Genomic DNA, 23,966 nt, shown 5'->3' on the forward strand with positions numbered 1-23,966 from the left:
ACAAGAGCGGTTGGTTTCACAACCCGGCTAAAGTCGACTTTGTAGCGGTTCCAGCAACATAAACTTCCACAATGGAGCGATCATCGCCCATGGTTTGGAGTAAGAATAGCTCTTCAACCAAAGATGTCACTGTTCCTTGGCGCATTTGCATAGTTGGCGTCGCTCCAGAATCGAGCACGACCAAGTCAGCATCGCGCCCGGGCGCTATAGATCCGATCTTGTCTTCTAAGCCCAATGCTTCTGCGTTACCCCGCGTTGCCAAATGAAACGATGACAATGGATTGAAGCGCTGCTTGCGCAACTGCAAAATCTTGTAGCCCTCGTCCAAAGTCCGCAGCATGCTCATGCTGGTGCCGCCACCAATGTCCGAGGCAATGCCAATCCGGACCCCGTTGGCCAAAAGGCGTTCGCGGTCAAACAAGCCTGATCCGAGGAACAGGTTTGACGTCGGGCAGAAAACTGCCACCGACGCGGTTTCCGCCAAGACTGAGGTTTCGCGATGATTGAGATGGATCGAGTGACCGAGCAGCGTTTTTCGACCCAATAGGCCGTAGTCCTCATAAATCCCCGTATAGTCCTTTGACGCCGGATAGAGCTCCATCGAGAAGCGAATTTCTTCGTCATTCTCGCTCAAATGCGTCTGCACGTAGCATTCGGGATGCTCGGCGACCAAAGCCTGCGCGGCTTCGAGCTGTGCGGGGGTGGAGGTGATAGCGAAACGGGGGGAAATCGCATATTGGCCGCGACCGCGCCCGTGCCATTTGGCAATGAGCGCCTTGCTGTCGTCATAGCCGGATTGAGCTGTATCGCAGAGCGCTTCAGGCGCATTGCGATCCATCATCACCTTGCCGCCGACCATAAGCATATTGCGCTTCTCGCCCTCGGCAAAGAACGCATCCACCGAGCGGGGATGGCTAGAGCAATAGGCGACGGCTGTGGTCGTGCCGTGCCGGATCAGCGCATCGTAAAAATCAACGGCGACCGCCGCGGCATGCCCCTGCTGGCTGAACTTTTGCTCTTCGATAAAAGTATAGGTATTGAGCCATTCGAGGAGCGACCCTGCATAGGCGGCCATGATGTGGCTCTGCACATAATGCACATGCAGGTCGATAAAGCCGGACATGATCAGGTGAGGCCTGTGGTCCACCACTTCTGCCCCGGTGGTCTCAGCGCTCGCATAATCACCGACTGCGATGACCTTGCCGTTCTCGAGCGTCACGGCACCATCTTCGAGATAGAGATAGCTCTCTGTGTCTCCAATATCTTGCGGGGCCCGGTGGAAGCTGAGAACTCTGCCTCGCAATATGGTTTTCGTCACGAGTTAGAACCCTCTCTATACCACTCAACGAGCAACGCCCGTTCTTGCGCAGTCATTTCTGTCACATTGCCGGGCGGCATAGCGTGGCTCCATCCAGACTGAATGACAATCTCACGAGCGTGGTTGGCAATTGCGATGTCATTATCAAGCACGACATTCTTGGGCGCACGATACACCCCTTCATAGGCCGGCTCAGCCGTGTGGCACATGGCGCAGCGCGTCTGCACCGCAAGGCTAGCGGCCGCAAAATGCTGGCTATCCATATATTGCTGCCCAACCGCGCTAATCTGCGTCTCGGCCCCTTCAGGCAGGCGCGGACCAGTCGAGAGCCAAGCGATAATCAGCATCAGAATAACGGCAACGGCCCAAGTCCAATGCGGATTGCCCTTACGAGCATGGCGTGTGTTGAAATAGTGCCGCACGACCACGCCAACGAGGAAGATCAGCGAAGCGATAATCCAGTTCCACTGCGTGGCGAAGGCCAGCGGATAGTGGGACGATAGCATGAAGAAGATCACCGGCAGGGTGAGGTAATTGTTATGCAGCGAACGCTGCTTGGCGATCTTGCCGTATTTCGCGTCGGGCGTACGCCCGGCCTTGAGATCGGCAACCACAATCTTCTGATTGGGAATAATGATCATCGCGACATTGGCGGTCATAATGGTCGCGGTAAACGCGCCCATATGCAGCATGGCCGCGCGGCCAGTAAACAGCTGCGTGTAGCCCCAGCTCATCGCCACAAGGATGGCGAACAGCACGAGCATCAGGCCCGTGGTCGATTGCCCGATCTTGGACTTGCACAACGTGTCATAGAGCAACCAGCCCAGACCAATCGAGCCGATGGAGAGCGCAATTGCACCCCAGCTCGGAATATCGAGCACGTTACGATCAACGAGATAAAGGTCCGCGCCGATGTAATAAAGCAGCGCCAGCAGCAGCGCGCCTGAGAGCCAGGTCGCATAGCTTTCCCACTTAAACCAAGTGAGGTGCTCGGGCAAAAACTCCGGCGCAACGAGATATTTCTGGATGTGGTAGAAGCCACCACCATGCACTTGCCATTCTTCGCCGTGGGCTAGCGGAGGCAAGCTCGGGGTCTTTCGCAGACCCAAATCGAGAGCGATAAAGTAAAAAGAAGACCCAATCCAAGCGACCGCCGTGACCACGTGCAACCAGCGCGCGACGAACATCGCCCATTCATAGAAAATAACTAAATCGCCCATGTCCCACCCTCATAAAAAGGGGCGGGTAAACCCGCCCCTGATCATCTCGAAATGTCTATCAGGCTGGTGGGATCACGCCTTCAACGTACCAGTCCATGCTGAGCAGTTCAGCGTCGGTCATGGTGACGCCAGCCGCAACGCGTTCAACACCAGTGTGGTCATTGATCGGGCCGGTGAAGATTGCAACCGAACCATCGATCTGGCCGAGACGCATAGCTTCTGCGTCCTTGACGGCAGCTTCTGGAACCTTGGAGTGGTAAGGGGTCATGGTCACGACCTCTTCCTTGAGACCTTCCCAGGTGTTGCCTGGTGCCCAAGAGCCATCGAGAACAGCCTTGGCCGACGCGAGGTAGTGCGGGCCCCAGTTGTCGATGATCGCGGTCAGCTGGGTGTCAGGAGCAAATGCGCTCATGTCTGCGCCCTGGCCGAAGCCGCCGATGATGCCGCGTTCGGCAGCAACCTGCAGAGCCGCTGGACCGTCGGTGTGCTGAGCAATGATGTCCATGCCCTGGTCGATCATAGCGCGGGCAGCGTCAGCTTCCTTGGCTGGGTCGTTCCAGGTCGAGATATAGACCGGGGTCAGGGTGAATTCTGGGTTGATCTTACGCGCAGCGAGCGTGAAGGAGTTGATGCCCATCACAACTTCTGGGATCGGGAACGAGCCGATATAACCAGCCTTACCGGTCTGGGACATGTGACCAGCGATGATACCGCAGATCGCACGGCCTTCATGGAAGCGCGCGTTGTAGAGGCCAACATTCGGGCCGCTCATGTAGCCGGTCGCGTGTTCGAACGCGATATCAGGGAACTCTTCTGCAACCTTGATAACGCTGTCGCCGAAACCAAAGCTGGTTGCGAAGATCAGCTTGCAGCCCTGCTGAGCCAGTTCGCGCAGAACACGTTCGCAATCTGGGCCTTCAGCCACGTTTTCGACGAACATGGTTTCAACCTGTTCACCCAGCTGTTCCTGGATGAAGATACGGCCCTGATTGTGCGCGTAGTTGTAGCCGTTGTCGTTGATCGAGCCCACGTAGATGAAGCCGATCTTCAGTTTTTCTTGACCGAAAGCAGTGCTTCCGAGAAGTGGCAGAGACAAGGCGGCCCCACCAACCTTGATGAAAGTACGACGCGACAGTGTCATCATTTTTCTCCTGATTGACGACATTTTTATGAATTGAGGCGTTCGTTGGCGCCGCCTCAATTACCCGGCATGAACGGCCTGCCAAGGCAGGCCGGAGCATTAGTTGACGCGTCGCGCTTCAGCGAAATTAGCACCAGCACGACGATCGTTGCGAGATAGGGCAAGGCTGCCCACAATTCTGCAGGGATCGCGGAGAAAAGACCGCCACCTGCCTTGATGTACACTTCCATGGTCATGACCAGACCAAAGAGATAGGCGCCGAACAACAGGCGCATTGGACGCCACGAGGCGAACACCACCAGCGCCACAGCAATCCAGCCACGGCCCGCCGTCATGCCTTCGGCCCATTGTGGCGTCAGCAGCAGCGGGAAGCACGCACCGGCGATCCCTGCCATAGCGCCACCAAACATGATCGCGAGGTAGCGGACACCCAATACCGAATAGCCGATCGAGTGCGCCGAATGGTCGTTCTCGCCAACAGCGCGCAGGATCAGGCCGGAACGGGTCTTTTTAAGGAAGAACCATACGGCAAACACCATGAAGAACGCGAAGTAAACCGGCAGCGAATAGCCCAGCAGCACGCGCGCAATGGGATGGTCCGCGATGGTTTCGGGCAAGACCGAGTCCATAAGCGGCACCGGACGAGCAGAGTAGTTCGCCCCAATGAGAGCCGAAAACCCTGTCCCGAAAATCGTCAGTGCTAGCCCGGTCGCTGTCTGATTGGCCGAAAGCGAGAGCGTCAGGAAACCAAAGATCAGTGACGAGAGAACGCCGGCAACGGCCGCAGCCAGAAGTGCCAGCAGCGGCTGACCGGTGTGGAACTGAACAATGAAGCCGACGACAGCGCCAATCAGCATCATGCCTTCAACGCCGAGGTTCAACACCCCTGCCCGTTCAACGACCAGTTCGCCCAAAGCGGCAATCAGAATAGGAGTGGACGCGCCAACGACGGTCACGATGATCGCAATGGTAAGATCCATTATGCAGCTCCCACGCGGGCATCAGGCTGAACGCGCCGAATGCGATATTTGATCAAAATGTCACCAGCCAGCAGCAGGAACATCATTAGCGCCTGGAAGATACCTGTCGTTTCATCCGGCAACCCCATGGTCGTCTGAGCAATCTGCCCACCGACGAATGTGACCGCCAACACGAAACCTGCAAATATTACGCCAAGTGGATTAAGCCGTCCGAGGAAGGCCACGATGATGGCCGTAAAGCCATAGTTGGTGGCAAAGCCGGGCACCATACGCTGGAACGGACCAGCCACTTCCAGCATCCCCGCCAGACCCGCCAAACCGCCACTCACGAGCATGGCCATCCAGATGGTTTTGTTCTGCGAAAAGCCGCCGTAACGCGCTGCGTGCGGCGCCGCACCAACAACGCGCATACGATAACCAAACACGGTGCGGGTCATGATGAACCACACGACCAGCGCAATGAAAATCGCCAGCGGCACGCCATAGTGCACGCGTTCCACGAGCCCCTTGAGGATCAAAGCGCCGTCGCCGAGGAAGCCAAAGTTTTCGACCGTCAGGTTCGGCAAGCGCGCCGCCACGTCAAAGCGACGCGACTGCGGGAAACCGATGCCCATTGGGTCCTTCCATGGACCACGAATGAGGAAGAAGATCAGCTGTACGGACGCATAGGTCAGCATCAGGCTGGTGAGAATTTCATTGACGTTGAGCTTGGTCTTGAGAAACGCCGGGATCGCCGCATAGGCCATGCCCGCAATCGCCCCTGCCACCGCCATCAGTGGCAAAATCCAGAAGCCACCCTGCCCGTGTGTGGCCAGCGCCACCCAGGTCGCAGCCAAAGCACCAACGATGTACTGGCCCTCAGCACCGATGTTCCAGACATTGGCCCGATAAGCGATCGAAAGACCAACACCGATAATAATCAACGGCGCCGCTTTAACGCCCAATTCCTGCCACTTGTAGGGATTGGTCAGTGGGGTAAGGAAAATCTCCCCAACCGCCGCAAAGCCATTGTAACCAATGGCAGAAAACAGGATCACGCCCACCAGCATGGTCAGAGCAACAGCCGCAATCGGCGTTGCATAGAGCATGAACTTGGATGGTTCAGCGCGCTTTTCGAGACGAAACTGCATCATGCTGCTCCCGCCTCGCCATGCACACCGCCCATAAGCAGACCGATCTCTTCCACGCTAAAGTCCTTCACCGGCCGCACTTCAGAGAGCGACCCCATATTGATTACCGCAAGGCTGTCGGACAGGGCCAGCAACTCATCAAGGTCCTGGCTGATCACGACAATGGCCGAGCCCGACGCGGCCAGATCGACCAAAGCCTGATGGATCGCCGCTGCCGCGCCCGCATCCACGCCCCAAGTTGGCTGGCTCACCACCAGCACCTTGGGGCTCTGCATGATTTCGCGGCCCATAATGTACTTCTGCAAATTCCCGCCCGAGAGCGAACTCGCGGTCGACTGCGAGCCGATGGCCTTCACCGAGAAACCAGCGATCACCTTGTCGGTGTATTTCTTCGCCGTGCCGAAATTGATCAGCCCCAGCATAACCATGCCGATACGATCACGCGCCGTAAGCACCGAATTGTCCGAGAGCGAGAAATCACCAACCGCCGCGTGACCATTGCGCTCTTCCGGCACCGCTGAAATCCCTGACCGGCGACGGTCGGTTGGGTGCTGCAAGCCAATGCTGCGTCCATCAAGGCTAATGGCGTCGCGATCTTCCCCGAGCAACTCGCCCGACAGCGCGTCTAAAAGCGCGTTCTGCCCATTACCGGCCACGCCCGCAATGCCCAGAATTTCACCAGCATGCACAGTAAATGAGATGTTGTTGACGGGCACATCGAAGTCGCCCGTCTTCTTGGTCGAAAGACCGTTCACTACGAGCTTAGGCTCGCCGAAACTGCGCCCTTCACCCTTGTTGATATCCTTGAGCCCGGCCCCGATCATCTTCTCGGCCATCGAGCGCGAGGTCTCGACCTTGGGGTCACACGTATCCACGAGCTTTCCGCCGCGCAGAATAGTCGCTGTGTCACACAGCGCCTTAATCTCATGCAGCTTGTGCGAGATATAAAGGATCGAGCAGCCTTCGCTCGCCAGCTGGCGCAGTACGGTGAACAGCTGCTCCACTTCCTGCGGCGTCAAAACCGAAGTCGGCTCATCCATAATCAGCAGTTTTGGATTGAGCAGCAGCGCGCGCACGATTTCGATACGCTGGCGTTCGCCCACCGAAAGCGTTGCAACGGTACGGTGCGGATCAAGCGTCAGCCCATAGGTCTGCATGATCTGCCGCGTCCGCTCTTCGAGCTCACGCTGCGGGATCTTCGCATCCATGCCGAGCGCGATATTTTCGAGAACGGTCAGCGCTTCAAACAGCGAGAAGTGCTGGAACACCATGCCGATGCCCAGCTTGCGCGCGGCCTTTGGGCTCTGCACGACAGTGGGAACCCCATTCCAGCGGATCTCGCCGGCATTGGGCTGCATGATGCCATAAATCATTTTCACGAGGGTGGACTTACCCGCCCCGTTCTCACCGAGAAGCGCGTGAATTTCACCCGGCTTGACCGAAAACGACACATTGTCGTTGGCCAGAACGCCTGGGAATTGCTTGGTGATACCGCTCAGTTCGAGCCGATTGGGCAGGTCAGAAACCACGCGCCACTCCCGTTTGTTCAAAGGAGGAATTGTCACGTGCACAAATGCCCTGACTTCCAACATGTGCCATAATTTCAGCTGCGGCGAAGGCCGCTATAACGGCGGGGCGTTTGTCGCCAAGGCCCTGCGCGCCGATAGGTAAAATGAGCTTGTTCAACGCCAATGCGTCACCCCCTTGGTCACGATACCAGCGCGTGAACTTTGCTCTTTTCGTTTGTGAGCCGACCATTCCAACATAGGCAGTGTCACGTCGCGACAATGCTTCATGTGCAATGAGAAAATCCAAAGCGTGATCATGCGTGACGATCACAAAGCTGCTGCCCGCTGGCGCCTGGCGCACAATCATCTCGGGCATAGCGACAAGTCGAGAAGCGATTTGAGGCGCAAGTGCAGCCAGCTCCTCTTTGCGCGTATCAATCACCTCAAGCCTCACTGGCATAAGCGAGAGAATGTGCGCCAAGACACGGCCAACATGGCCCGCGCCAAAAACAAATACGCTCGGACGTTGCGCCAGTTCGGCCTCGCACCGCGCCACAAGCTCGGCCCGCATCGTGTCGGTAACATAAGAAAGGTCGACACGAACACGCCCGCCACAACACTGGCCGATTTCGGGGCCCAAAGGCACGTCCATGACCTCATGCGCGCGCCCTGCTGTGATCAGCCGGCGCGCGTGGTCAATAACCATATATTCAAGGGCACCGCCACCTATAGTCCCAAGCGCGAGTGTCGCGCCCACCACCATGAAAGTGCCTTCCGCGCGTGGCGAGGAGCCTTTCACATGCGTGATCTCGCACAATATGGCGTCGGGATTTTCGGCGAAAAATGCGCTGAGAGCTTGGGGAGTCATGATTCTCCCCCGTAGGCGCGGCCGGGCAGTTCCCCTCCCCCAATTTGGGGGAGGTACGGTGGGACACCAGACTTTGCGCCCACCGAGTTTTTCACGCGCGCGTCTCCGCTTGGAGTCGCTCTACGCCCATCAACACGCGCTCGGGCGTAATCGGCGTATCAAGGCGCGGCGCGATTCTATAATCGGCCACGCTGGCCACAGCCATGCCCAATGCTTCAGCCACACTCATGGCCAGCATAAAGGGCGGCTCACCGACCGCTTTGGATCGACCTATGGTCGGTTCTTTGTTCACCGACCACTCCGCCAGCTTCACGTTGAAGACCGGCGGGATATCAGAAGCCAAAGGGATTTTGTAGGTGGAAGGGGCATGAGTCCGGAGCTGTCCCTTAGAATCCCACACTAATTCTTCGCTGGTGAGCCATCCCATCCCCTGAATGAAGCCGCCTTCGACCTGTCCAACGTCGATAACGGGGTTCAGCGACTTGCCGACATCATGCAAAATATCGACTCGGTCGACGGTATATTCACCCGTCAGCGTGTCGATGGTGACCTCGCTCACCGATGCCCCATAGGCATAATAATAGAACGGTCGACCACGGCCCGCTGCACGATCCCAATTGATATCCGGGGTCTTGTAAAATCCCGCTGCCGAAAGCTGAACGCGGTTCAGATAGGCCGAAGCCACCAGTTCACCAAACGGCACGAAGGTGGACCCTGCCTGCAATCCACCCTGCACCCACGAGCACTCGCTCTCTGAAACCTTGTGCAACGCCGCCCCATGGGCGACCAGCCGAGCCTTAATCTGATCACAGGCGTTGAGCGCCGCCATACCATTAAGGTCAGTGCCCGAAGAGGCAGCCGTCGCCGAGGTATTGGGAACCTTCCCCGTGGAAGTCGCCATGATCTTGACGGTGTCGAGATTGATGCCAAAGGCATCGGCAACCACCTGCGCCACCTTGGTGTGCAGCCCCTGCCCCATTTCTGTGCCGCCATGCGAAAGATGGACCGAGCCATCCTTATAGACATGCACCAAAGCACCAGCCTGATTGTACCAGGTCGCCGTGAACGAAATCCCAAACTTCACCGGGGTCAGCGCAATGCCCTTTTTGAGCACTTTGCTGGTCTTGTTGAAGGCGATCACCGCCCGGCGACGCGCCTGATAATCAGCGCTGGCTTCCAGCTCCTCCACCACGCGATCAACGACATTGTCGGTCACCGTTTGATGGTAGGGCGTAATATTGTCGGTGTCCGTGCCGTAGAAATTGGCCTTGCGAATGTCGAGCGGGTCTTTGCCCAGCGCATAGGCGATGTCTTCTACCCAGCGCTCCGCCGCCAACATGCCCTGCGGCCCACCAAAACCACGGAACGCGGTGTTCGAAACAGTATTGGTATAAAGCGGCTGCGACCGCAGACGCACCGCCGGATACCAATAGGCATTATCCGCATGGAACAATGCGCGGTCTGTTACCGGCCCCGAAAGATCGGATGAGAATCCCGCGCGCGCCGCATAGTTTGCGTCAACGGCGAGAATTTTGCCGGTCTCATCATAGCCAACGTCATAATCGACCACGAAGTCATGGCGCTTGCCGGTCGCCTGCATATCGTCGTCCCGGTCCGGACGGATTTTACAAGCGCGGTTCCACTTCTTCGCCGCCAGCGCGGCGACAGCAGCAAAGAGATTGCCCTGCGTTTCCTTGCCGCCAAAGCCACCGCCCATGCGGCGGATATTGATGGTCACAGCATGGTGGCGAATGGCCAAAACCTGCGCCACCATCAATTGCACTTCGCTCGGGTGTTGGGTCGAGGCGTGGATGGTCACGTCCTCGTCTTCGCCCGGAATGGCGAGTGCAATCTGCCCCTCCAGATAGAAGTGATCCTGCCCGCCGATCGTCATTGCGCCTTGAACGCGACGCGGCGCGCTGGCGAGGCCTGCCTCAACGTCGCCCCGTTCCAGCTTGAGCGGTTCGGTCACGAGCTTTCCGCCCGCGCCCTGCGCTGCGCGGACATCGAGCGCATGCGGCAGGTCTTCGTAGTCGATCTTGACCAGCTGTGCGGCGCGGCGCGCGGCGTCGCGCGTGTCTGCCACCACCGCAAACATCGGCTGGCCCCAGAAGTGCACCTTACCAACCGCGAAAATGGGTTCGTCATGCTTATGGCTCGGCGAGACGTCATTCTCGCCCGGAATATCCTCCGCCGTCAGCACGCCGATAACGCCGGGCGCCGCGCGAACGGCATCGAGATCAATCGACTTGATCGTGGCATGGGCGCGGGTCGACAGGCCCAAATAGGCGTGCATCGTGCCCACAGGCTCGATCATATCGTCGATATATTCTGCCGTCCCGGTCACATGCTTGGGGCCGCTGTCATGGCGCGTATTGGCATGCAGCACAGCCAATGAAATTTCGGAAGAATGCTTATTCATCATGCCACCTCACGGCTCAACCGCTCAGCGGTGCCTTCGGTCTCCATGAAAAACCGACGGAGCAGGTTCTTGGCAGCCAACAGACGATAGTCCGCCGAGGCGCGCATATCGCTAATGGGCTGATAATCCTCGCCAAACAACGGTAGAACCGCCTCAATCGTTTCTTCCGACCAGGCCTTGCCCATCAGCGCTGCTTCCACCACCGCGGCGCGCTTTGGCGTCGCCGCCATGCCGCCAAAAGCGATACGCGCCGAGGTCACCACACCATTGTCGGTCCCCACGCGGAAGGCCCCACACAGCGATGAAATATCCTCTTCCTTACGCTTGGCGACCTTGTAGACGGCGTAGTGTTCACCCGCAGGCAGCCTAGGCACAAAGAGGCTTTCGACAAACTCACCCGGCCCACGATCCTGCTTGCCATAGGCAACGAAGTAATCCTCAAGCGCCATTTCGCGCCGCTCATTGCCTTTGCGCAGCGTCAATCGCGCACCCAGCGCAATAAAGGTCGGCGGAGTGTCCCCGATGGGCGAGCCATTGGCGATATTGCCGCCCAGCGTACCCATATTGCGCACCTGTTCCCCGGCAAAGCGGCTCCAAAGCTCACGCAATTGCGGGAAATGCTCTTCGATCGTCGGCAGCGCTTCCGAATAGGTCACGCCCGCCATAAAATTCACGCCCGCGTCCGAGACCGTAACAGCCTTCAGCTCTTGCAGATGATTGATAAAAATCACCGGCCCAATGCGACGCATGAACTTGGTCACCCACAGCCCAACGTCCGTTGAACCGGCGACGATCCGCGCTTCCGGATATTGCGCATAAAGCTGCGCCAGATCATCCAGACTTGCGGGAATGATGATGCGATTTTCATCCGCACCAATATCGACGCGCCCTGTCTGGCTCAACGCGATCAGCCTATCCTTGACCGCAATCCGCTCGGCCCACAGCACATCGCCCTGCGGCAGGCCATAGCTCGAAATCGCCTCAGCCGCGCGAATGATTGGCGCATAGCCGGTGCAGCGACAAAGATTGCCCTGCAATGCTTTCTCGATAGCCGAGCGCGTTGGGTGCGGGTTCCGCATCCACAAGCCATAAAGGCTCATGACAAACCCCGGCGTACAGAAACCACACTGGCTCCCGTGCTGATCCACCATCGCCTGCTGCACCGGATGGAGCTGGCCATTCCCCCCCCGCAAATGCTCAATGGTGACGACGTGGCAGCCATTGAGGCTCCCCAGCAGTCGAATGCAGGCTGTTACGCTGTCATAAATGACTTCATCGCCAAAAACGCGACCAACCAATACCGTACAGGCACCGCAATCGCCCTCAGCACAGCCCTCTTTCGAGCCGCGCAGTCGGCGCTCAAGGCGCAACCAATCGAGCAGCGTCTGATCAGGCGCCACATCCGTCAGGGCAATATCTTCACCATTGAGCAAAAAGCGAATGGCGTTGGTCACGTCTACCAAGGCTCAACTCCCGCGGTAGGTCGAATACGCAAATGGGCTGACAAGCAGCGGCACATGGTAGTGCTTGTCTTCAGAAATCGTAAAACGGATCGGCACGACATCAAGGAACGGCGTTTCAATCTCAACGCCAATACGCTCGAAAAACTGCCCGACGTGGAAGCGGATTTCATATTCGCCGTGCTGGAACTCTTCGTCCAACAGGGGCTGATCTACGCGACCGTCAGAATTGGTGTAGCTATCAACAAGATGATGCGTGTGGTCGCCATGAACATAGTGAAGTTCAAGGCGCATACCCCGCGCCGGCGTACCATGCATTGTATCGAGAACATGGGTCGTAAGGCGTCCGCCTGCCATGTTGCTACTCCTATTCGTCGTCCCCCCAAGACCATAGCATTTAGCAATCTTGCGGCTAGCCCAATTTCACACAGGAAAGCCAGAAGTTACCCAGACATATTTGCCTGCCTAATTTTTAGCCTTCACCCCGCCTTAGACAGGTGCCACACTCCCCCTCAGGACACCATGCACGATCAAGGCTTTGCGAGGAGCGCCCGTGGCTATGAACCCTAAAATATCAGACCTAAAACCCGATGCTGATGGCGTCACCCGCCTCAGTGGTGGCAATCCTCAAATCGCCAAAGGCTATGGCGATGAGGTGGTGCAGAACTACATCGCCGCCCTCACCGGTTGGCAGCAACGCGAAGCCAAAATCATCGATAGCCTGATCACCGCAGCTGTTCCCAATGTGCTCAAGGCGGTGAAGTGGAACTCGCCGATGTATGGCGTCACCGAGCACCACTATTTCACCTCCTTCCATGCCATGAAAAACTACCTCAAACTTGGCTTCTTCAATGGTGGGCAGCTCGTGCCACCGCCACCAGAGCCGTCCAAAAATCCAGACGTGCGCTATCTCCATGTCACCGAGGCGGGCTTTGATCACGCCCAGTTCTCCGCCTGGATAAAAGCCGCTGCTCTGCTCCCCGGCGAGAAAATGTAGCCATGGCTTTTCCTCGCATCAGCAAGGCCGACCTCGCCACCGGCGCGACGCCCTCCCAACTGATTGACCAGCGGATTGCTGACCTCCCCGGCTGGCGCGGCGAAACCCTCGCCCTTTTGCGCAAGCTCATCCACGAAGCACTGCCCGATGTCATCGAAGAGTGGAAATGGGGTCAGCCGGTCTGGTCTCACAATGGCATTTTGTGCACCGGCGAGGCCTATAAAGCCGCCATAAAAACCACCTTCCCAAAGGGCGCATCGCTGCCCGACCCCTCTGGTATCTTTAACGCCAGTCTGGAGGGCAATGCCCGCCGCGCCATCGACTTCACCGAAGGCGGAACGATAGATCACGACGGATTTAAAGACCTCATCCGCGCCGCCGCTTCTTTGAACAAGCAGAGTGCAAAATAGGCATTGTTGATAACTCGCGAAAGAAACGCGCTTCGCCGAAAGATTTTGCACTTAAACCCGCTAGCCTAAGTGCAAACCTGCTCCTACCATCATGCAGAATTATTCGACGCTGATGGATACCGCAGATGCTTCGCTACCCCCGCAATATGCACGGTTATGGCGCCAATCCCCCCAATGCCAATTGGCCCGGTGGTGCGCATGTCGCGGTGCAGTTTGTCCTCAATTATGAAGAGGGCGGCGAAAACAATATTCTGCACGGCGATGGTGCGTCGGAAGCCTTCCTCGTCGACGTTCTCGGCGCGCAGCCTTGGCCAGACCAACGCCATGCCAATGTCGAGAGCATGTATGAATATGGCTCGCGCGCTGGCTTCTGGCGCCTCCATCGCCTCTTCACGCAGGCCGGTCTCCCCGTCACCGTCTATGGCGTCGCCACTGCGCTCATGCGTGCGCCAGCGCAGGTTCAGGCCATGCTCGACGCTGGTTGGGAAATCGCCAGCCACGGTCTCAAATGGGTCCAGCATAAGGACATGCCGCCCGCTGAAGAACGCCGCCAGATCGCCGAAGCCATTCGCCTCCACACCGTCGCCACCGGCACCCCGCCGCAAGGCTGGTACACAGGCCGCTCCAGTCTCAACACCGTCGATCTTGTCACTGAAACAGGCTCAATGGCCTATATCTCCGACACCTATGACGACGACCTGCCCTATTGGCGGCTTCACGGCGACCGCCCGCAATTGATCATCCCCTATACGCTCTCGGCCAATGACATGCGCTTTGTCACGCCCCCGGGCTTTGACACGGGCGACGAGTTCTTCACCTTCCTCAAGGACAGCTTTGACTGCCTTTATGCCGAAGGTCAGGCCGGCAGCCCCAAGATGATGTCCATCGGCCTCCACTGCCGCCTCGTCGGTCAGCCGGGGCGCTTTCAGGGCCTCAAGAAGTTCGTTGATTACATCAAAACCTTCGACAAGGTCTGGGTCCCCACCCGCCTTCAAATCGCCGAGCATTGGGCCAAGGAACACCCTTTCATTGCGCAGGATGTGCTCCCCAGCACGCTCGACCGCGACGATTTCATTTCCCGCTACGGCTCGATCTTCGAGCATTCGCCCTGGATCGCCGAGCGCGCTTGGGATGGTGAATTAGGTCCCGCCAATGACACCGCTCAGGGCCTCCACTTCGCCCTACGCAGTCAATTCCGCATGGCAACAGACGACGAACGCATGGGCGTTCTGCGCGCCCACCCTGATCTCGCGGGCAAGCTCGCCGCTGCCAAGCGCCTCACGGCTGAAAGCACTGCCGAACAAAAGTCCGCCGGTCTCGACGCCCTCACCGACCAAGAGCGCGAAACCTTCACGCGCCTCAACACCGCTTACGTCGACAAATTCGGTTTCCCCTTCATCATCGCCGTGCGCGACCACACCAAGGCGTCGATCTTGGCGAACTTCGAAACCCGGCTCGCAAACACCGCCGAGCAGGAGTTCACCACCGCCTGCCGTCAGGTCGAGCGCATCGCTCTCCTTCGTCTCAGCGCCGTCCTGCCCTAAGCCGCGCCCTGCCCTTTGTCCGAAATTTTGCCCGAGCCCGAGATGTCATCACAGTACGCATCACCCCCTGCAGGCCTACCCAGCCAAATGGCGCTTCACACCCAGCGCGCGGTTTTCACCGAGGCCTATGCCGTGCTCCCTCATGGGACGATGCGCGACATCGTCATCTCCTATCTCCCCCATTGGCGTCTCACCCGCCTTTGGGTCATCGCTCGCCCCTTGAGCGGCTTTGCCGAGACCTTCTCGCAATACATTATGGAAGTTGCCCCGCAGGGGGGCAGCGATAAGCCAGAGGGCAATCCAGAGGCCGAAGGCGTCATTTTCGTTGTCGCTGGCGAGATCACCCTCACCATCGAGGGCACTGAGCATACGCTCACTGAAGGCGGCTACGCCTTCCTGCCTCCCGGCTGCAACTGGACCGCCGTCAACAACGGCACCGAGTTCTGCCGCTTCCATTGGATCCGCAAAAAATACGAACGCGTCGAAGGCGTCGATGTGCCGGAGGCCTTCGTCACTTCCGATAAGGTCGAACCCATCCGCTGGATGCCCGGCTCAAACGATCGTTGGGGCACGACACGGTTCGTCGAGCCGATCGACCTGCGCCACGACATGCACGTCAACATCGTCACTCTCGAGCCGGGCGCGGTCATCCCGTTCGAGGAAACCCATGTGATGGAGCACGGCCTTTACGTCCTCGAAGGCAAGGCCGTCTATCGCCTCAACCGCGACTGGGTCGAAGTCGAACCCGGCGATTTCATGTGGCTCCGCGCCTTCTGCCCGCAAGCCTGCTACACGGGCCCGGAACGCTTCCGCTATCTGCTCTACAAAGACGTCAACCGTCACGCCAAGCTGCCGTTTTGATCATGAACGATCGCACACTTCGCATCGAGCCGCTCACCGCAGAAGCCTTTGCCCCCTTCGGTCAGGTGATCCAGACCGAGGGCTCAAACCACTTCACCATCAATCGTGGCATGACCGAGCGCTACCATGATCTGGCCACGATCCAATTGGGCGGCACCGATCCCCGCCCGATTATTTCGCTCTTTGCTGGCCAGCCATACGCCCTACCGCTCAGCCTTGATATGGTCGAACGTCACCCCTTGGGCAGCCAGGCCTTCTACCCCACGAGCGCTGCCTCATGGCTTGTCATCGTAGCGGAGAACGAAGACGAAAAGCCGGTGCGCATCCGTGCTTTCCGTCCGGCTCCGGGGCAAGGGGTCAACATCGCCATCAACACTTGGCATGGCGTGCTTTGCCCCATCGAAAAGCCAGCAAATTTCATCGTCATTGACCGCGGCGGACTAGACAGGAATCTCGAGGAACATTTCTTTGATGACCCCTGGCTTGTGGACGCTTAATCTCGCCGCAAAAATACTTTACCCCTGATGGCGAACGGAAATGCTACCTCGCCTTCTCTTCCGTTCGGTGATGGAGTTGCTCATGCGCACATGGATCATGCTCACCCTTTGCAGTGTTTTGCTCGCCACCCCCGCTCTGGCGCAAGCAACCACGCTAACCGGCGACGTGACCTATCGCGAGCGCATTGCCCTGCCCATTCCCGCTGAGCTTGTCGTCACCCTCGTCGAGTTGACAACCGGCACGCAAATCGCCAGCGCCACCGCGCCAATTCCAGATCGGGGTCAGGTTCCACTATCCTATTCGCTGAATCTGCATCAGCAGCCTGCGCCCGAAAACCACTATGGCCTTGTGGCCAAAATCCTCAGCCGTGGCGCCGTAGTCTTCCAGAATTATGATCCCATCGCCGTCGACCCTGCTTCTCCCAAGCAGACGACAATTTTCGTGCATCGCGCTGGCGATGTGCAGCCCCTCATCGAAGAACCACAGGTTCTCAATTTCAACGCCATGACCCCAACCACGTCTCCGCTTATTGATACCGATTGGACAGTTCAGTCGGTCAACGGACAAGCCATTGAAGGTCCGCGCAAGCCCTCAATCGGCTTTGATCATGAAGGTCGCGTCTACGGAACCGGCGGCTGCAATCGCTATTTCACGACCGCGACAATCGCCGGAACAGCGATCAGCTTCGGCGTCGGTGGCACCACAAACATGGCCTGCGACGCCGCCACAATGGGCCGGGAAGCTGCGTTCTTTTCAGCGCTTGCCGAAATCGTTGGCTTTGTTCGCCAAGACGATGTGCTGCAGCTCATTGGCACGTCTGGTGCGGTTCTCCTCGAGCTGTCCCGCAACGCCGCCGCTTAACCAAGTTCATCATCTCTCGCTAATATTCGAACCTTTTCATCAAGAGTCACGTTCCCCCCTCAACTGATTAGTTGTTCGTGGGAAAGCGTGATGTCCGATCCATCTCTTTTTTCCGGGAGCCCTTCACCGCTCCTGGCTATATTTACCGATTTCGATGGCACGCTGGTCGAGCTAGCCGAAACCCCTGATGCTATTCATGTTCCGACCGAGCTGGCGGAACGTTTGGCGCGGGCGATCAACGAATTCGATCACGCCTTTGCCATCCTCACAGGGCGCGAAATCGCCGACATCGACACCTATCTGGGCGAGTTGCATCTCCCCATCGCCGGTGCTCATGGCGCGCAACGCCGTCGCGCCGATGGCAGTTTTGAAGAAGTCTTGGAAATCTACACCAAGGGCGCTTCCGAAATTGCGCAAGCCTTGGCCCTGATCGTGGCGGAGAACGAAGGCCTCATTCTCGAAGAGAAAGATGGCGCCGTTGCCCTGCATTATCGCCAAGCACCCGAGCTTGAAGAGCTGTGCCGCGAGGCCATGACCGAGGTGCTCACGGCCCATTCGATCTTCACCATGGTGCCGGGCAAAATGGTTTTCGAAGCTCGCCCTGCCGGTTTCGACAAAGGCAATGCCCTGCGCGCCTTCATGCAGGAGGCACCTTTTGCTGGGCGCACGCCGATCTTCATCGGCGATGATGTGACCGATGAAGATGCCTTCCGCGCCGCGCAGGAATTGGGCGGCATTGGCATCAAGCTTGGACCTGGTGATACCGCAGCGCGCATGCGCATTGCCGACGTCGCCTCTGTCAATGCTCTGATCGAAGGTCTCATCGACATCGCCAGCCGTAGCGCAACCGCACAGACCGACACCACACCGCCGGAGACCATCACCCACTGATCGGAGCCTTGAGCTCCGATCCCTAGATCGAGAAAAACCCGAAAGACCTATGAGCCGTATAGTTATTGTTTCCAATCGCACCCCCGCCAAAGGCCCAGCCGCTGGCGGTCTCGCAGTCGCACTCAAAAAAGTACTCGCCGAACGTCAGGGATTTTGGTTCGGCTGGTCTGGCAAGCTCACCGAGAGCCCAAGTCCCACCGCGCAAATTCAAGACGTCGATGGTCTGGCGGTCGCCCAGATCGACCTGACCCGCGACGATCATCAGGCCTATTACTCTGGCTTTGCCAATTCCATCATCTGGCCCAGTTTCCACCTTCGGCTCGATCTCACCACCATCGAGAGCCACTGGTACGAAGGCTATCGCCGCGTCAATGCGCAGTTCGCCGCCGCGCTCGCCAAACTCTTAAGACCCGACGACATTATCTGGGTGCACGACTACCATCTGATCCCGCTGGCCACCGAATTGCGCCGTCTTGGCGTCCGCAATCGCATCGGCTTTTACCTGCACATCCCGTTCCCGACGCCGGATGCGCTCTATGCCATTCCCCATCACACCGATCTCATGCGCGATCTCTCGCACTATGATCTTGTCGGCATGCAGGCCAAGCGCGACGTTGCCGCCTTTATGGAGTTCGCCGAGCACCAAGCCCCGCCAACCTTTGCCTCAAGCGCAAATCACCACGTCGATTTCTCCCGCACCGAAATCGTCGCTTTCCCCATCGGCTCTGATCCGGATGCTTTCGCAAGCCTCTCGGTCAGCCCCGCTGCGCAAAAGATGATCACGCGCATGCGCCGTTCCTTGGGCGATCAGCGGCTCATTCTCGGGGTTGATCGTCTCGATTATTCCAAAGGCCTGCCGCAGCGCGTTGAAGCCTATGAAAAGTTCCTGGCTCACAACGCGAGCTTCCGCCGCGGCGTGCATTTCCTACAGGTCGCGCCGCCCTCGCGCGACACCATCAAGGAATATCAAGCCACTTCTGAAACCTTGGATGCCGTTTGTGGTCGGGTGATGGGCAAGTTTGCCGAGCCAGATTGGCAACCCCTCACCTATGTCAAACGGGCCTATGGACAACCAAGCCTGGCGGGTCTTTATCGCCTCGCGCGCGTCGGACTGATCACGCCCCTCCGCGACGGCATGAACCTTGTGGCGCACGAATATATCGGCTCGCAAGACCCCGAGGACCCGGGCGTACTGATCCTCTCGCGCTTCGCCGGAGCGGCCGAAATCTTCCCAGCCGCGCTTCAGGTCAATCCCTTCGACACCGACGAAAGTGCCGAGGCGATCCGCGTTGCACTCGAAATGGGGCTTGAGGAACGGCGTGCTCGCTACGAGGCACTCATGGCTGCCGCCCGCAAACACAATGTCGGTGATTGGGCTGAAGAGTTTCTCGCCCACCTCTCCCGCAAGACCGGGTACAGCGCTCACCAGCACGACCATTTTTATCTCAATTCGGTCGCCTGATACCCCAAGCAGACAATAAAAAAGGCGGCCCGTGAGCCGCCTTTTTCGTGATCTTTAGCCGTCGCGACGATTGCGCGCTGCGGTCTTTTTAGCCGCTGTGCTCCAGCGCTGCTTGGTCTTGAGACCATCTGCGCGTGGTGGCTTAATCGACTTAGCCGGAGCCAATGGGTTCTTCGGATCGCGAGCAACGCCTTCGCGTGCTGCCCCGCCCTTGCTGCGCTCACCACCCGGACGTGGGGTGTTGAACTTGCGCGGATTTGGCTTCGGATTGCGTGCAGTACGCGCACCAGCCGGAGCACCCGGGCTCGTGCGTGCGCCACGCGGAGCTGCATCCGTTTCGACCAAGTTCACATCGCCCGAGACTGGCAGCGTACGACGGATGAGGCGTTCCACATCGCGCAGCTTGGCCTTTTCCGAGCCATCAACGAGAGTGATCGCGATGCCGCTTTCCCCGTTACGACCGGTACGACCGATACGGTGAACGTAGTTTTCCGGATCGTCTGGCAGTTCGTAGTTCACGACGTGGGTGATGCCCTTAACGTCGATACCGCGCGCTGCAATGTCGGTCGCAACCAGAATGCGAACCTGACCGGTAGCAAAGCCCTTGAGAGCTGCCTGACGGGCGTTCTGGCTCTTATTGCCGTGAATAGCCGCTGCTTCATGACCATCGATGGCAAGGTTCTTCGCCACGCGGTCGGCGCCATGCTTGGTGCGTGAGAAGATGATGACGCGTTCCATGCCTTCCTTCTCGTCGGCGAGCAGGTCGTTGAGAACGCCACGCTTTGCCTTCGAACCGGACATGATTACGCGCTGGTCGATCTTGACCACGGTCGAACCCTGCGGCGCCGCTTCAACCTTGATCGGTTCCTTCAGCAGCGTCTTGGCCAGATCTTCGATTTCCGCCGGCATGGTCGCCGAGAACAGCATGGTCTGACGACGCAGACCGATCTGCTTGGCGATAGCACGGACCGGGGCAATAAAGCCCATGTCGAGCATGCGGTCAGCTTCGTCCAGCACCAGCCAACGGGTTTCGTTGAGCTTGATCTTGTTGTCGTCCAGCAGGTCCTTGAGGCGGCCCGGCGTTGCAATCACAACGTCAACGCCCTTGGCGATCTTGCCAACCTGATGGTAGCGCGACACGCCGCCGAGCACGAGAACGGTATCAAGGCGCATCTTGGAACCTGCGAACTTGCGCATGTTCTCTTCGATCTGCACGGCCAATTCGCGGGTCGGCGCCAGGATCAGCGCACGGGTGGTCATTGGGCGTGGACGGCCGGTCAGGCCCATGAGGCCAGCAAGGATTGGCAGGCCGAAAGCCGCCGTCTTGCCCGAGCCGGTTTGGGCGATGCCCAGCATGTCACGGCCTTCCAACAGCTTTGGAATAGCCTGCGATTGAATCTTGGTTGCTTCAGTAAAACCACCTGCAGTCAGGCTGGTGGTGAGCTGTTCGGGCAAACCCAATTCGATGAAAGAAGTCAAACGTGTGTCTTTCTTGCTGCGCGATACAACGCGCCAGCGCACCGCACAGCGGCCGCCGAATAAAATTCTGCAAACGGGCGATAGAGTTATCGCGCGGGTGCTGGCTCAAGCCCGGAGCCTGTTGCTTCCGGGATGACTTCGCCGCTCACCGCTTAAGTAAGAAGAGAAGCCCATCATCGGCCTTTCCGGCCGGGGACGTGGCCCTCATATGGGCGAGAGATCACAAAAACGCAAGGTTTTTCGAGTGTGCGCCTGCGCATACCCTTCATGCGTCCCACTTGCCTTGGCGCGATGACAGTGCGATCTAGCACCATGATCCGCGCCCTTGTTCTTCTCGCCCTGCTCGCCCTTCCCGCCAGTACTCTGGCTTCCGAATGGCGTTACACCGACGGCGCGGGCACAGAAGTCGTCCTTGCAGAACCGCCTCAGCGCATTGTTGCGCATGCTAGCGTGGCTGCCGCACTTATTCCCCTGGGCATCGAGCCCGTCGGCATTCTGCTCAACGGCCAACCCTCGCTCGAGCGCGCCCTCGAGGGCGTGGACGTTTCCCACATTCCCGTCGTCTCGCAAGGCTGGGGTGAGATCGACGCCGAGGCCATTCTTGCCCTCGCGCCCGACATCATCATCACCGAATACGCGCCAGAGTATTATTCCTATGCTGGCGGCACCCATGAGGAGCCGTTCAAATCCCGGCTGGAAGCCATTGCGCCCCTCATCGGCATCGCCACGCCCAATTCAACTCTCGCGACGATTGTTGAGTATGAAAGCTTTGCGCGTAGCCTCACAGACAGTGTCAATGAAGAGCGCCTTGCTGCCGATAAAGCCGCTTTTGAAAAAGCCCGCGACGCTCTCATCGCCACTGCGGCCAGCAAATCCGATTTGACGGTCCTGCCCATTTCGCCCGGCCGTTCAGAGATCGCCCTTGGCGTCGCCAGCCGCTTTGGCGAACTGGTCGATTTCCGCAACTGGGGCGTCAACATTGTCGAGCTGGTCCCCACCTCCGGCGACTATCACGCCACCAGCTGGGAAAACATTCGCAATTACGACAGCGACATCCTGCTCATCGATGATCGTTGGGGCATAGCCTCGCTCGCAACCATCACCGAAAACCCACTCGGCGCGCGCATCCCCGCCATCATAGCCCAGCAAACCGGCAACTGGCCCGCCGGCTGGATCCGCAGTTATCGCGTCTACGCGCAGGAAATCGACAAGATCACGAGCCTCCTTGAGCGCAGCGAAAAGCTCTAAATCCCGCCGTACCAATCATAGCCATTATCTTCCCAATACCCCCCCTTGCCGAGGCCGATCTTGGAGAGATCATCCACGAGTTCAATGGTGTGGAGATATTTCGGCTGCTTATAGCCCAGCGCCCGCTCGATCCGCAGCCGCACCGGCGCGCCATTGCTCACAGGCAGCGTCTCATCATTGAGCCCATAGGCCAAAATCGTTTGCGGGTGGTAGGCGTCAACGAGGTCGGAGCTGGTGTAATAGAGAATGTCGCCGCTCAGCGTGCGCTGGATATTGTCAAAGCAATGGTAAACGCAATAACGCGCGCCATCTTTCACCCCTGCCTCATCGAGCAGCGCCCCAAGTTGGGTGCCGGTCCACTTGGCGATGCAGCTCCAGCCTTCAACACAATCATGCCGCGTAATCTGCGTGCGCGAGGGCATATTGCGCAATTCCGCCAGCGAATAGCTCACCTCGCGCTCCACCATCCCCTTGATGGTCAAGCGATAGGGCTCAAAATTGGCCATGCGCAGGAAATTGTACTCGGCGGTCGTTGGTTCGGTTGAGCCATTGGGCTTCATGCCCTGCCGAATTTCGCTTTCGCTATATTCGGGCGACAGCACTTGCTCCCCGATCAGCGCCCGCTGCGCCCTGTAGGTCAGCACATTGGCGCTTTCCATAACTTCACGGATCGGATCGCCGCGTCGCGCCAGAAAATCGAACGGCTTACAGCCAGTCAGCGCCAGTCCCGCGCCCACCGCGCTGCCACCCAGAAGGAGCTTACGCCGATTGAGAATGAGCTTGCTCATAGCTTGTCCTTCTCCTGAATTGGCGTATCGGGGCTGGTCCGATAGCGTCCCGTGATCATCGAGCGCAGATTGTTCAGCGGCCCGGAGACAATCACCATGATCACATGGACGACGAAAAACAGCACCAGAAGCGCCATGGCGATAAAGTGGATAGTGCGCGCCGTCTGTCGCCCCCCGAACAGGTCCAGCAGCCACGGAAATCCTGCATTCATACCCGGGCTCATGCACAGCCCGGTCAGGATAATCGCTGGAAACAGCACAACGAAGACGATGAAATAGGTGAGCTTTTGCAAAGGCGCGTAGCGTCGTCCGTGTTTGATCCGGAACCGCAGATGGTTCCAGATGTCACCTGGCAGGCCCCGCCAATCGCCCTTTTTCGGGATAATGTCGCGCTCAATATGCCCATTGAGCACGCTGGCCACAAACCAGACGAACATCGTGCCGACGAAAATCCAGCCAAAGAAGAAGTGCACCACCCGCCCGGTCGCCAGATCGCGGAACGAGGGAATGGTCACAGCCCCCGGAAAGGCCACAAAATCGGGCCGCACGGCCGATCCGCTCATGCCCAAAACGCCGGTGGTATCAAAGGTCTGCCCGAAGACGGTCGTCTGTCCGCGCGGACCCGCAGGCGTATTGACCGCCCTGATATCGAGAATGGCGTTGTCGAACTCAAAGCCAGATTGCTGGCCGATATAGAGCGTGGGGTGGGCGTTGAAAATCTGCAAGCCAGAGCACAGCAGAAAGAATAGGCAGATCACCCAGGACCAATGGGTTAACCGCGTCCAGATCGATTGCCGATAGACCAGCGGCCCTTTGGTCGCTGGTGTGGTTTTTTCTGCGTTCAACGCCACGGTATTCGCCTCCTCAAGAGAGATAAGCG

The 23,966-nt window shown here is 58.4% G+C and carries 22 protein-coding genes; 9 read left to right on the forward strand and 13 right to left on the reverse strand.

Translation table 11 applies throughout. The annotated features are described in order from the left end of the window. Positions 1-16: 16 nt before the first annotated feature. The 10 genes from guaD to uraH form a co-directional block, all read right to left on the reverse strand. Positions 17-1,318: a guanine deaminase gene (gene guaD / locus JHL21_RS05740; protein WP_200212436.1), complete on the reverse strand. Its 1,302-nt coding sequence runs from the start codon at positions 1,316-1,318 to the stop codon at positions 17-19. Beyond that, a complete protein-coding gene (locus JHL21_RS05745; protein WP_200212438.1) occupies positions 1,315-2,538 on the reverse strand; it encodes a urate hydroxylase PuuD in 1,224 nt (407 codons plus the stop codon). The genes guaD and JHL21_RS05745 overlap by 4 nt, the downstream gene beginning before the upstream one ends. Before the next feature lie 58 nt (positions 2,539-2,596). Further along, positions 2,597-3,679 (reverse strand): BMP family ABC transporter substrate-binding protein, encoded by a 1,083-nt coding sequence (locus tag JHL21_RS05750; protein WP_199532283.1) that lies wholly within the window; start codon positions 3,677-3,679, stop codon positions 2,597-2,599. Between the two features lie 56 nt (positions 3,680-3,735). Next, entirely contained in the window at positions 3,736-4,659 is a 924-nt protein-coding gene (locus tag JHL21_RS05755) for an ABC transporter permease (RefSeq protein ID WP_169195696.1), read from the reverse strand. Further along, positions 4,659-5,792: an ABC transporter permease gene (locus JHL21_RS05760; protein ID WP_248309021.1), complete on the reverse strand. Its 1,134-nt coding sequence runs from the start codon at positions 5,790-5,792 to the stop codon at positions 4,659-4,661. The genes JHL21_RS05755 and JHL21_RS05760 overlap by 1 nt, the downstream gene beginning before the upstream one ends. Then, on the reverse strand, positions 5,789-7,318 hold the full coding sequence (locus JHL21_RS05765) for an ABC transporter ATP-binding protein (RefSeq protein WP_248306522.1): 1,530 nt from the start codon (positions 7,316-7,318) through the stop codon (positions 5,789-5,791). Before JHL21_RS05765 ends, JHL21_RS05760 begins: the two co-directional genes overlap by 4 nt. Beyond that, a complete protein-coding gene (xdhC, locus tag JHL21_RS05770) occupies positions 7,308-8,165 on the reverse strand; it encodes a xanthine dehydrogenase accessory protein XdhC (RefSeq protein ID WP_200212440.1) in 858 nt (285 codons plus the stop codon). Before xdhC ends, JHL21_RS05765 begins: the two co-directional genes overlap by 11 nt. Positions 8,166-8,256: 91 nt before the next feature. Then, a complete protein-coding gene (gene xdhB / locus JHL21_RS05775) occupies positions 8,257-10,587 on the reverse strand; it encodes a xanthine dehydrogenase molybdopterin binding subunit (protein ID WP_200212442.1) in 2,331 nt (776 codons plus the stop codon). Then, the gene (xdhA, locus tag JHL21_RS05780) at positions 10,587-12,050 is read right to left on the reverse strand and encodes a xanthine dehydrogenase small subunit (RefSeq protein WP_200212445.1); all 1,464 of its coding nucleotides are present in this window, start codon (positions 12,048-12,050) and stop codon (positions 10,587-10,589) included. The genes xdhB and xdhA overlap by 1 nt, the downstream gene beginning before the upstream one ends. 3 nt (positions 12,051-12,053) lie before the next feature. Next, positions 12,054-12,404, reverse strand: a complete 351-nt coding sequence (uraH, locus tag JHL21_RS05785; RefSeq protein ID WP_200212450.1) for a hydroxyisourate hydrolase — start codon at positions 12,402-12,404, stop codon at positions 12,054-12,056. 202 nt (positions 12,405-12,606) lie between these two features. On the opposite strand from uraH, the gene JHL21_RS05790 reads away from it, so the two are divergent. The 8 genes from JHL21_RS05790 (at position 12,607) to JHL21_RS05825 (ending at position 19,571) form a co-directional block, all read left to right on the forward strand. Then, positions 12,607-13,044 (forward strand): DUF1801 domain-containing protein, encoded by a 438-nt coding sequence (locus tag JHL21_RS05790; protein WP_200212525.1) that lies wholly within the window; start codon positions 12,607-12,609, stop codon positions 13,042-13,044. 2 nt (positions 13,045-13,046) lie between these two features. Continuing rightward, entirely contained in the window at positions 13,047-13,454 is a 408-nt protein-coding gene (locus JHL21_RS05795; protein ID WP_200212451.1) for a DUF1801 domain-containing protein, read from the forward strand. Between the two features lie 125 nt (positions 13,455-13,579). Then, positions 13,580-14,998 (forward strand): allantoinase PuuE, encoded by a 1,419-nt coding sequence (gene puuE, locus JHL21_RS05800; RefSeq protein WP_200212452.1) that lies wholly within the window; start codon positions 13,580-13,582, stop codon positions 14,996-14,998. 42 nt (positions 14,999-15,040) lie between these two features. Continuing rightward, positions 15,041-15,859, forward strand: a complete 819-nt coding sequence (locus JHL21_RS05805) for a bifunctional allantoicase/(S)-ureidoglycine aminohydrolase (protein WP_200212453.1) — start codon at positions 15,041-15,043, stop codon at positions 15,857-15,859. 2 nt (positions 15,860-15,861) lie between these two features. Continuing rightward, a complete protein-coding gene (locus JHL21_RS05810) occupies positions 15,862-16,356 on the forward strand; it encodes an ureidoglycolate lyase (RefSeq protein ID WP_200212455.1) in 495 nt (164 codons plus the stop codon). Positions 16,357-16,396: 40 nt separating this feature from the next. Then, positions 16,397-17,218, forward strand: a complete 822-nt coding sequence (locus JHL21_RS05815) for an META domain-containing protein (protein ID WP_200212457.1) — start codon at positions 16,397-16,399, stop codon at positions 17,216-17,218. Positions 17,219-17,308: 90 nt separating this feature from the next. Further along, complete coding sequence (gene otsB / locus JHL21_RS05820; protein WP_200212464.1) at positions 17,309-18,109, forward strand: trehalose-phosphatase; 801 nt, start codon at positions 17,309-17,311, stop codon at positions 18,107-18,109. A 49-nt stretch (positions 18,110-18,158) separates the two neighbouring features. Next, complete coding sequence (locus JHL21_RS05825) at positions 18,159-19,571, forward strand: trehalose-6-phosphate synthase (protein WP_200212466.1); 1,413 nt, start codon at positions 18,159-18,161, stop codon at positions 19,569-19,571. A gap of 54 nt (positions 19,572-19,625) precedes the next feature. Here JHL21_RS05825 and JHL21_RS05830 read toward each other — a convergent pair whose 3' ends face one another. Next, a complete protein-coding gene (locus tag JHL21_RS05830; RefSeq protein ID WP_248306613.1) occupies positions 19,626-21,026 on the reverse strand; it encodes a DEAD/DEAH box helicase in 1,401 nt (466 codons plus the stop codon). Between the two features lie 336 nt (positions 21,027-21,362). Here JHL21_RS05830 and JHL21_RS05835 point away from each other — a divergent pair, with 336 nt between their 5' ends. After that, positions 21,363-22,298 (forward strand): ABC transporter substrate-binding protein, encoded by a 936-nt coding sequence (locus tag JHL21_RS05835; RefSeq protein WP_200212468.1) that lies wholly within the window; start codon positions 21,363-21,365, stop codon positions 22,296-22,298. Here JHL21_RS05835 and JHL21_RS05840 read toward each other — a convergent pair. Then, positions 22,295-23,086, reverse strand: a complete 792-nt coding sequence (locus JHL21_RS05840) for a molybdopterin-dependent oxidoreductase (RefSeq protein ID WP_200212470.1) — start codon at positions 23,084-23,086, stop codon at positions 22,295-22,297. The two genes, JHL21_RS05835 and JHL21_RS05840, sit on opposite strands and share 4 nt — an antisense overlap. Continuing rightward, the gene (locus tag JHL21_RS05845; RefSeq protein WP_200212527.1) at positions 23,083-23,931 is read right to left on the reverse strand and encodes a cytochrome b/b6 domain-containing protein; all 849 of its coding nucleotides are present in this window, start codon (positions 23,929-23,931) and stop codon (positions 23,083-23,085) included. The genes JHL21_RS05840 and JHL21_RS05845 overlap by 4 nt, the downstream gene beginning before the upstream one ends. Positions 23,932-23,966 lie beyond the last annotated feature (35 nt).

The organism is Devosia sp. WQ 349K1, from assembly GCF_016595685.1.
In the GTDB taxonomy this organism is placed as follows: Bacteria; Pseudomonadota; Alphaproteobacteria; order Rhizobiales; family Devosiaceae; genus Devosia.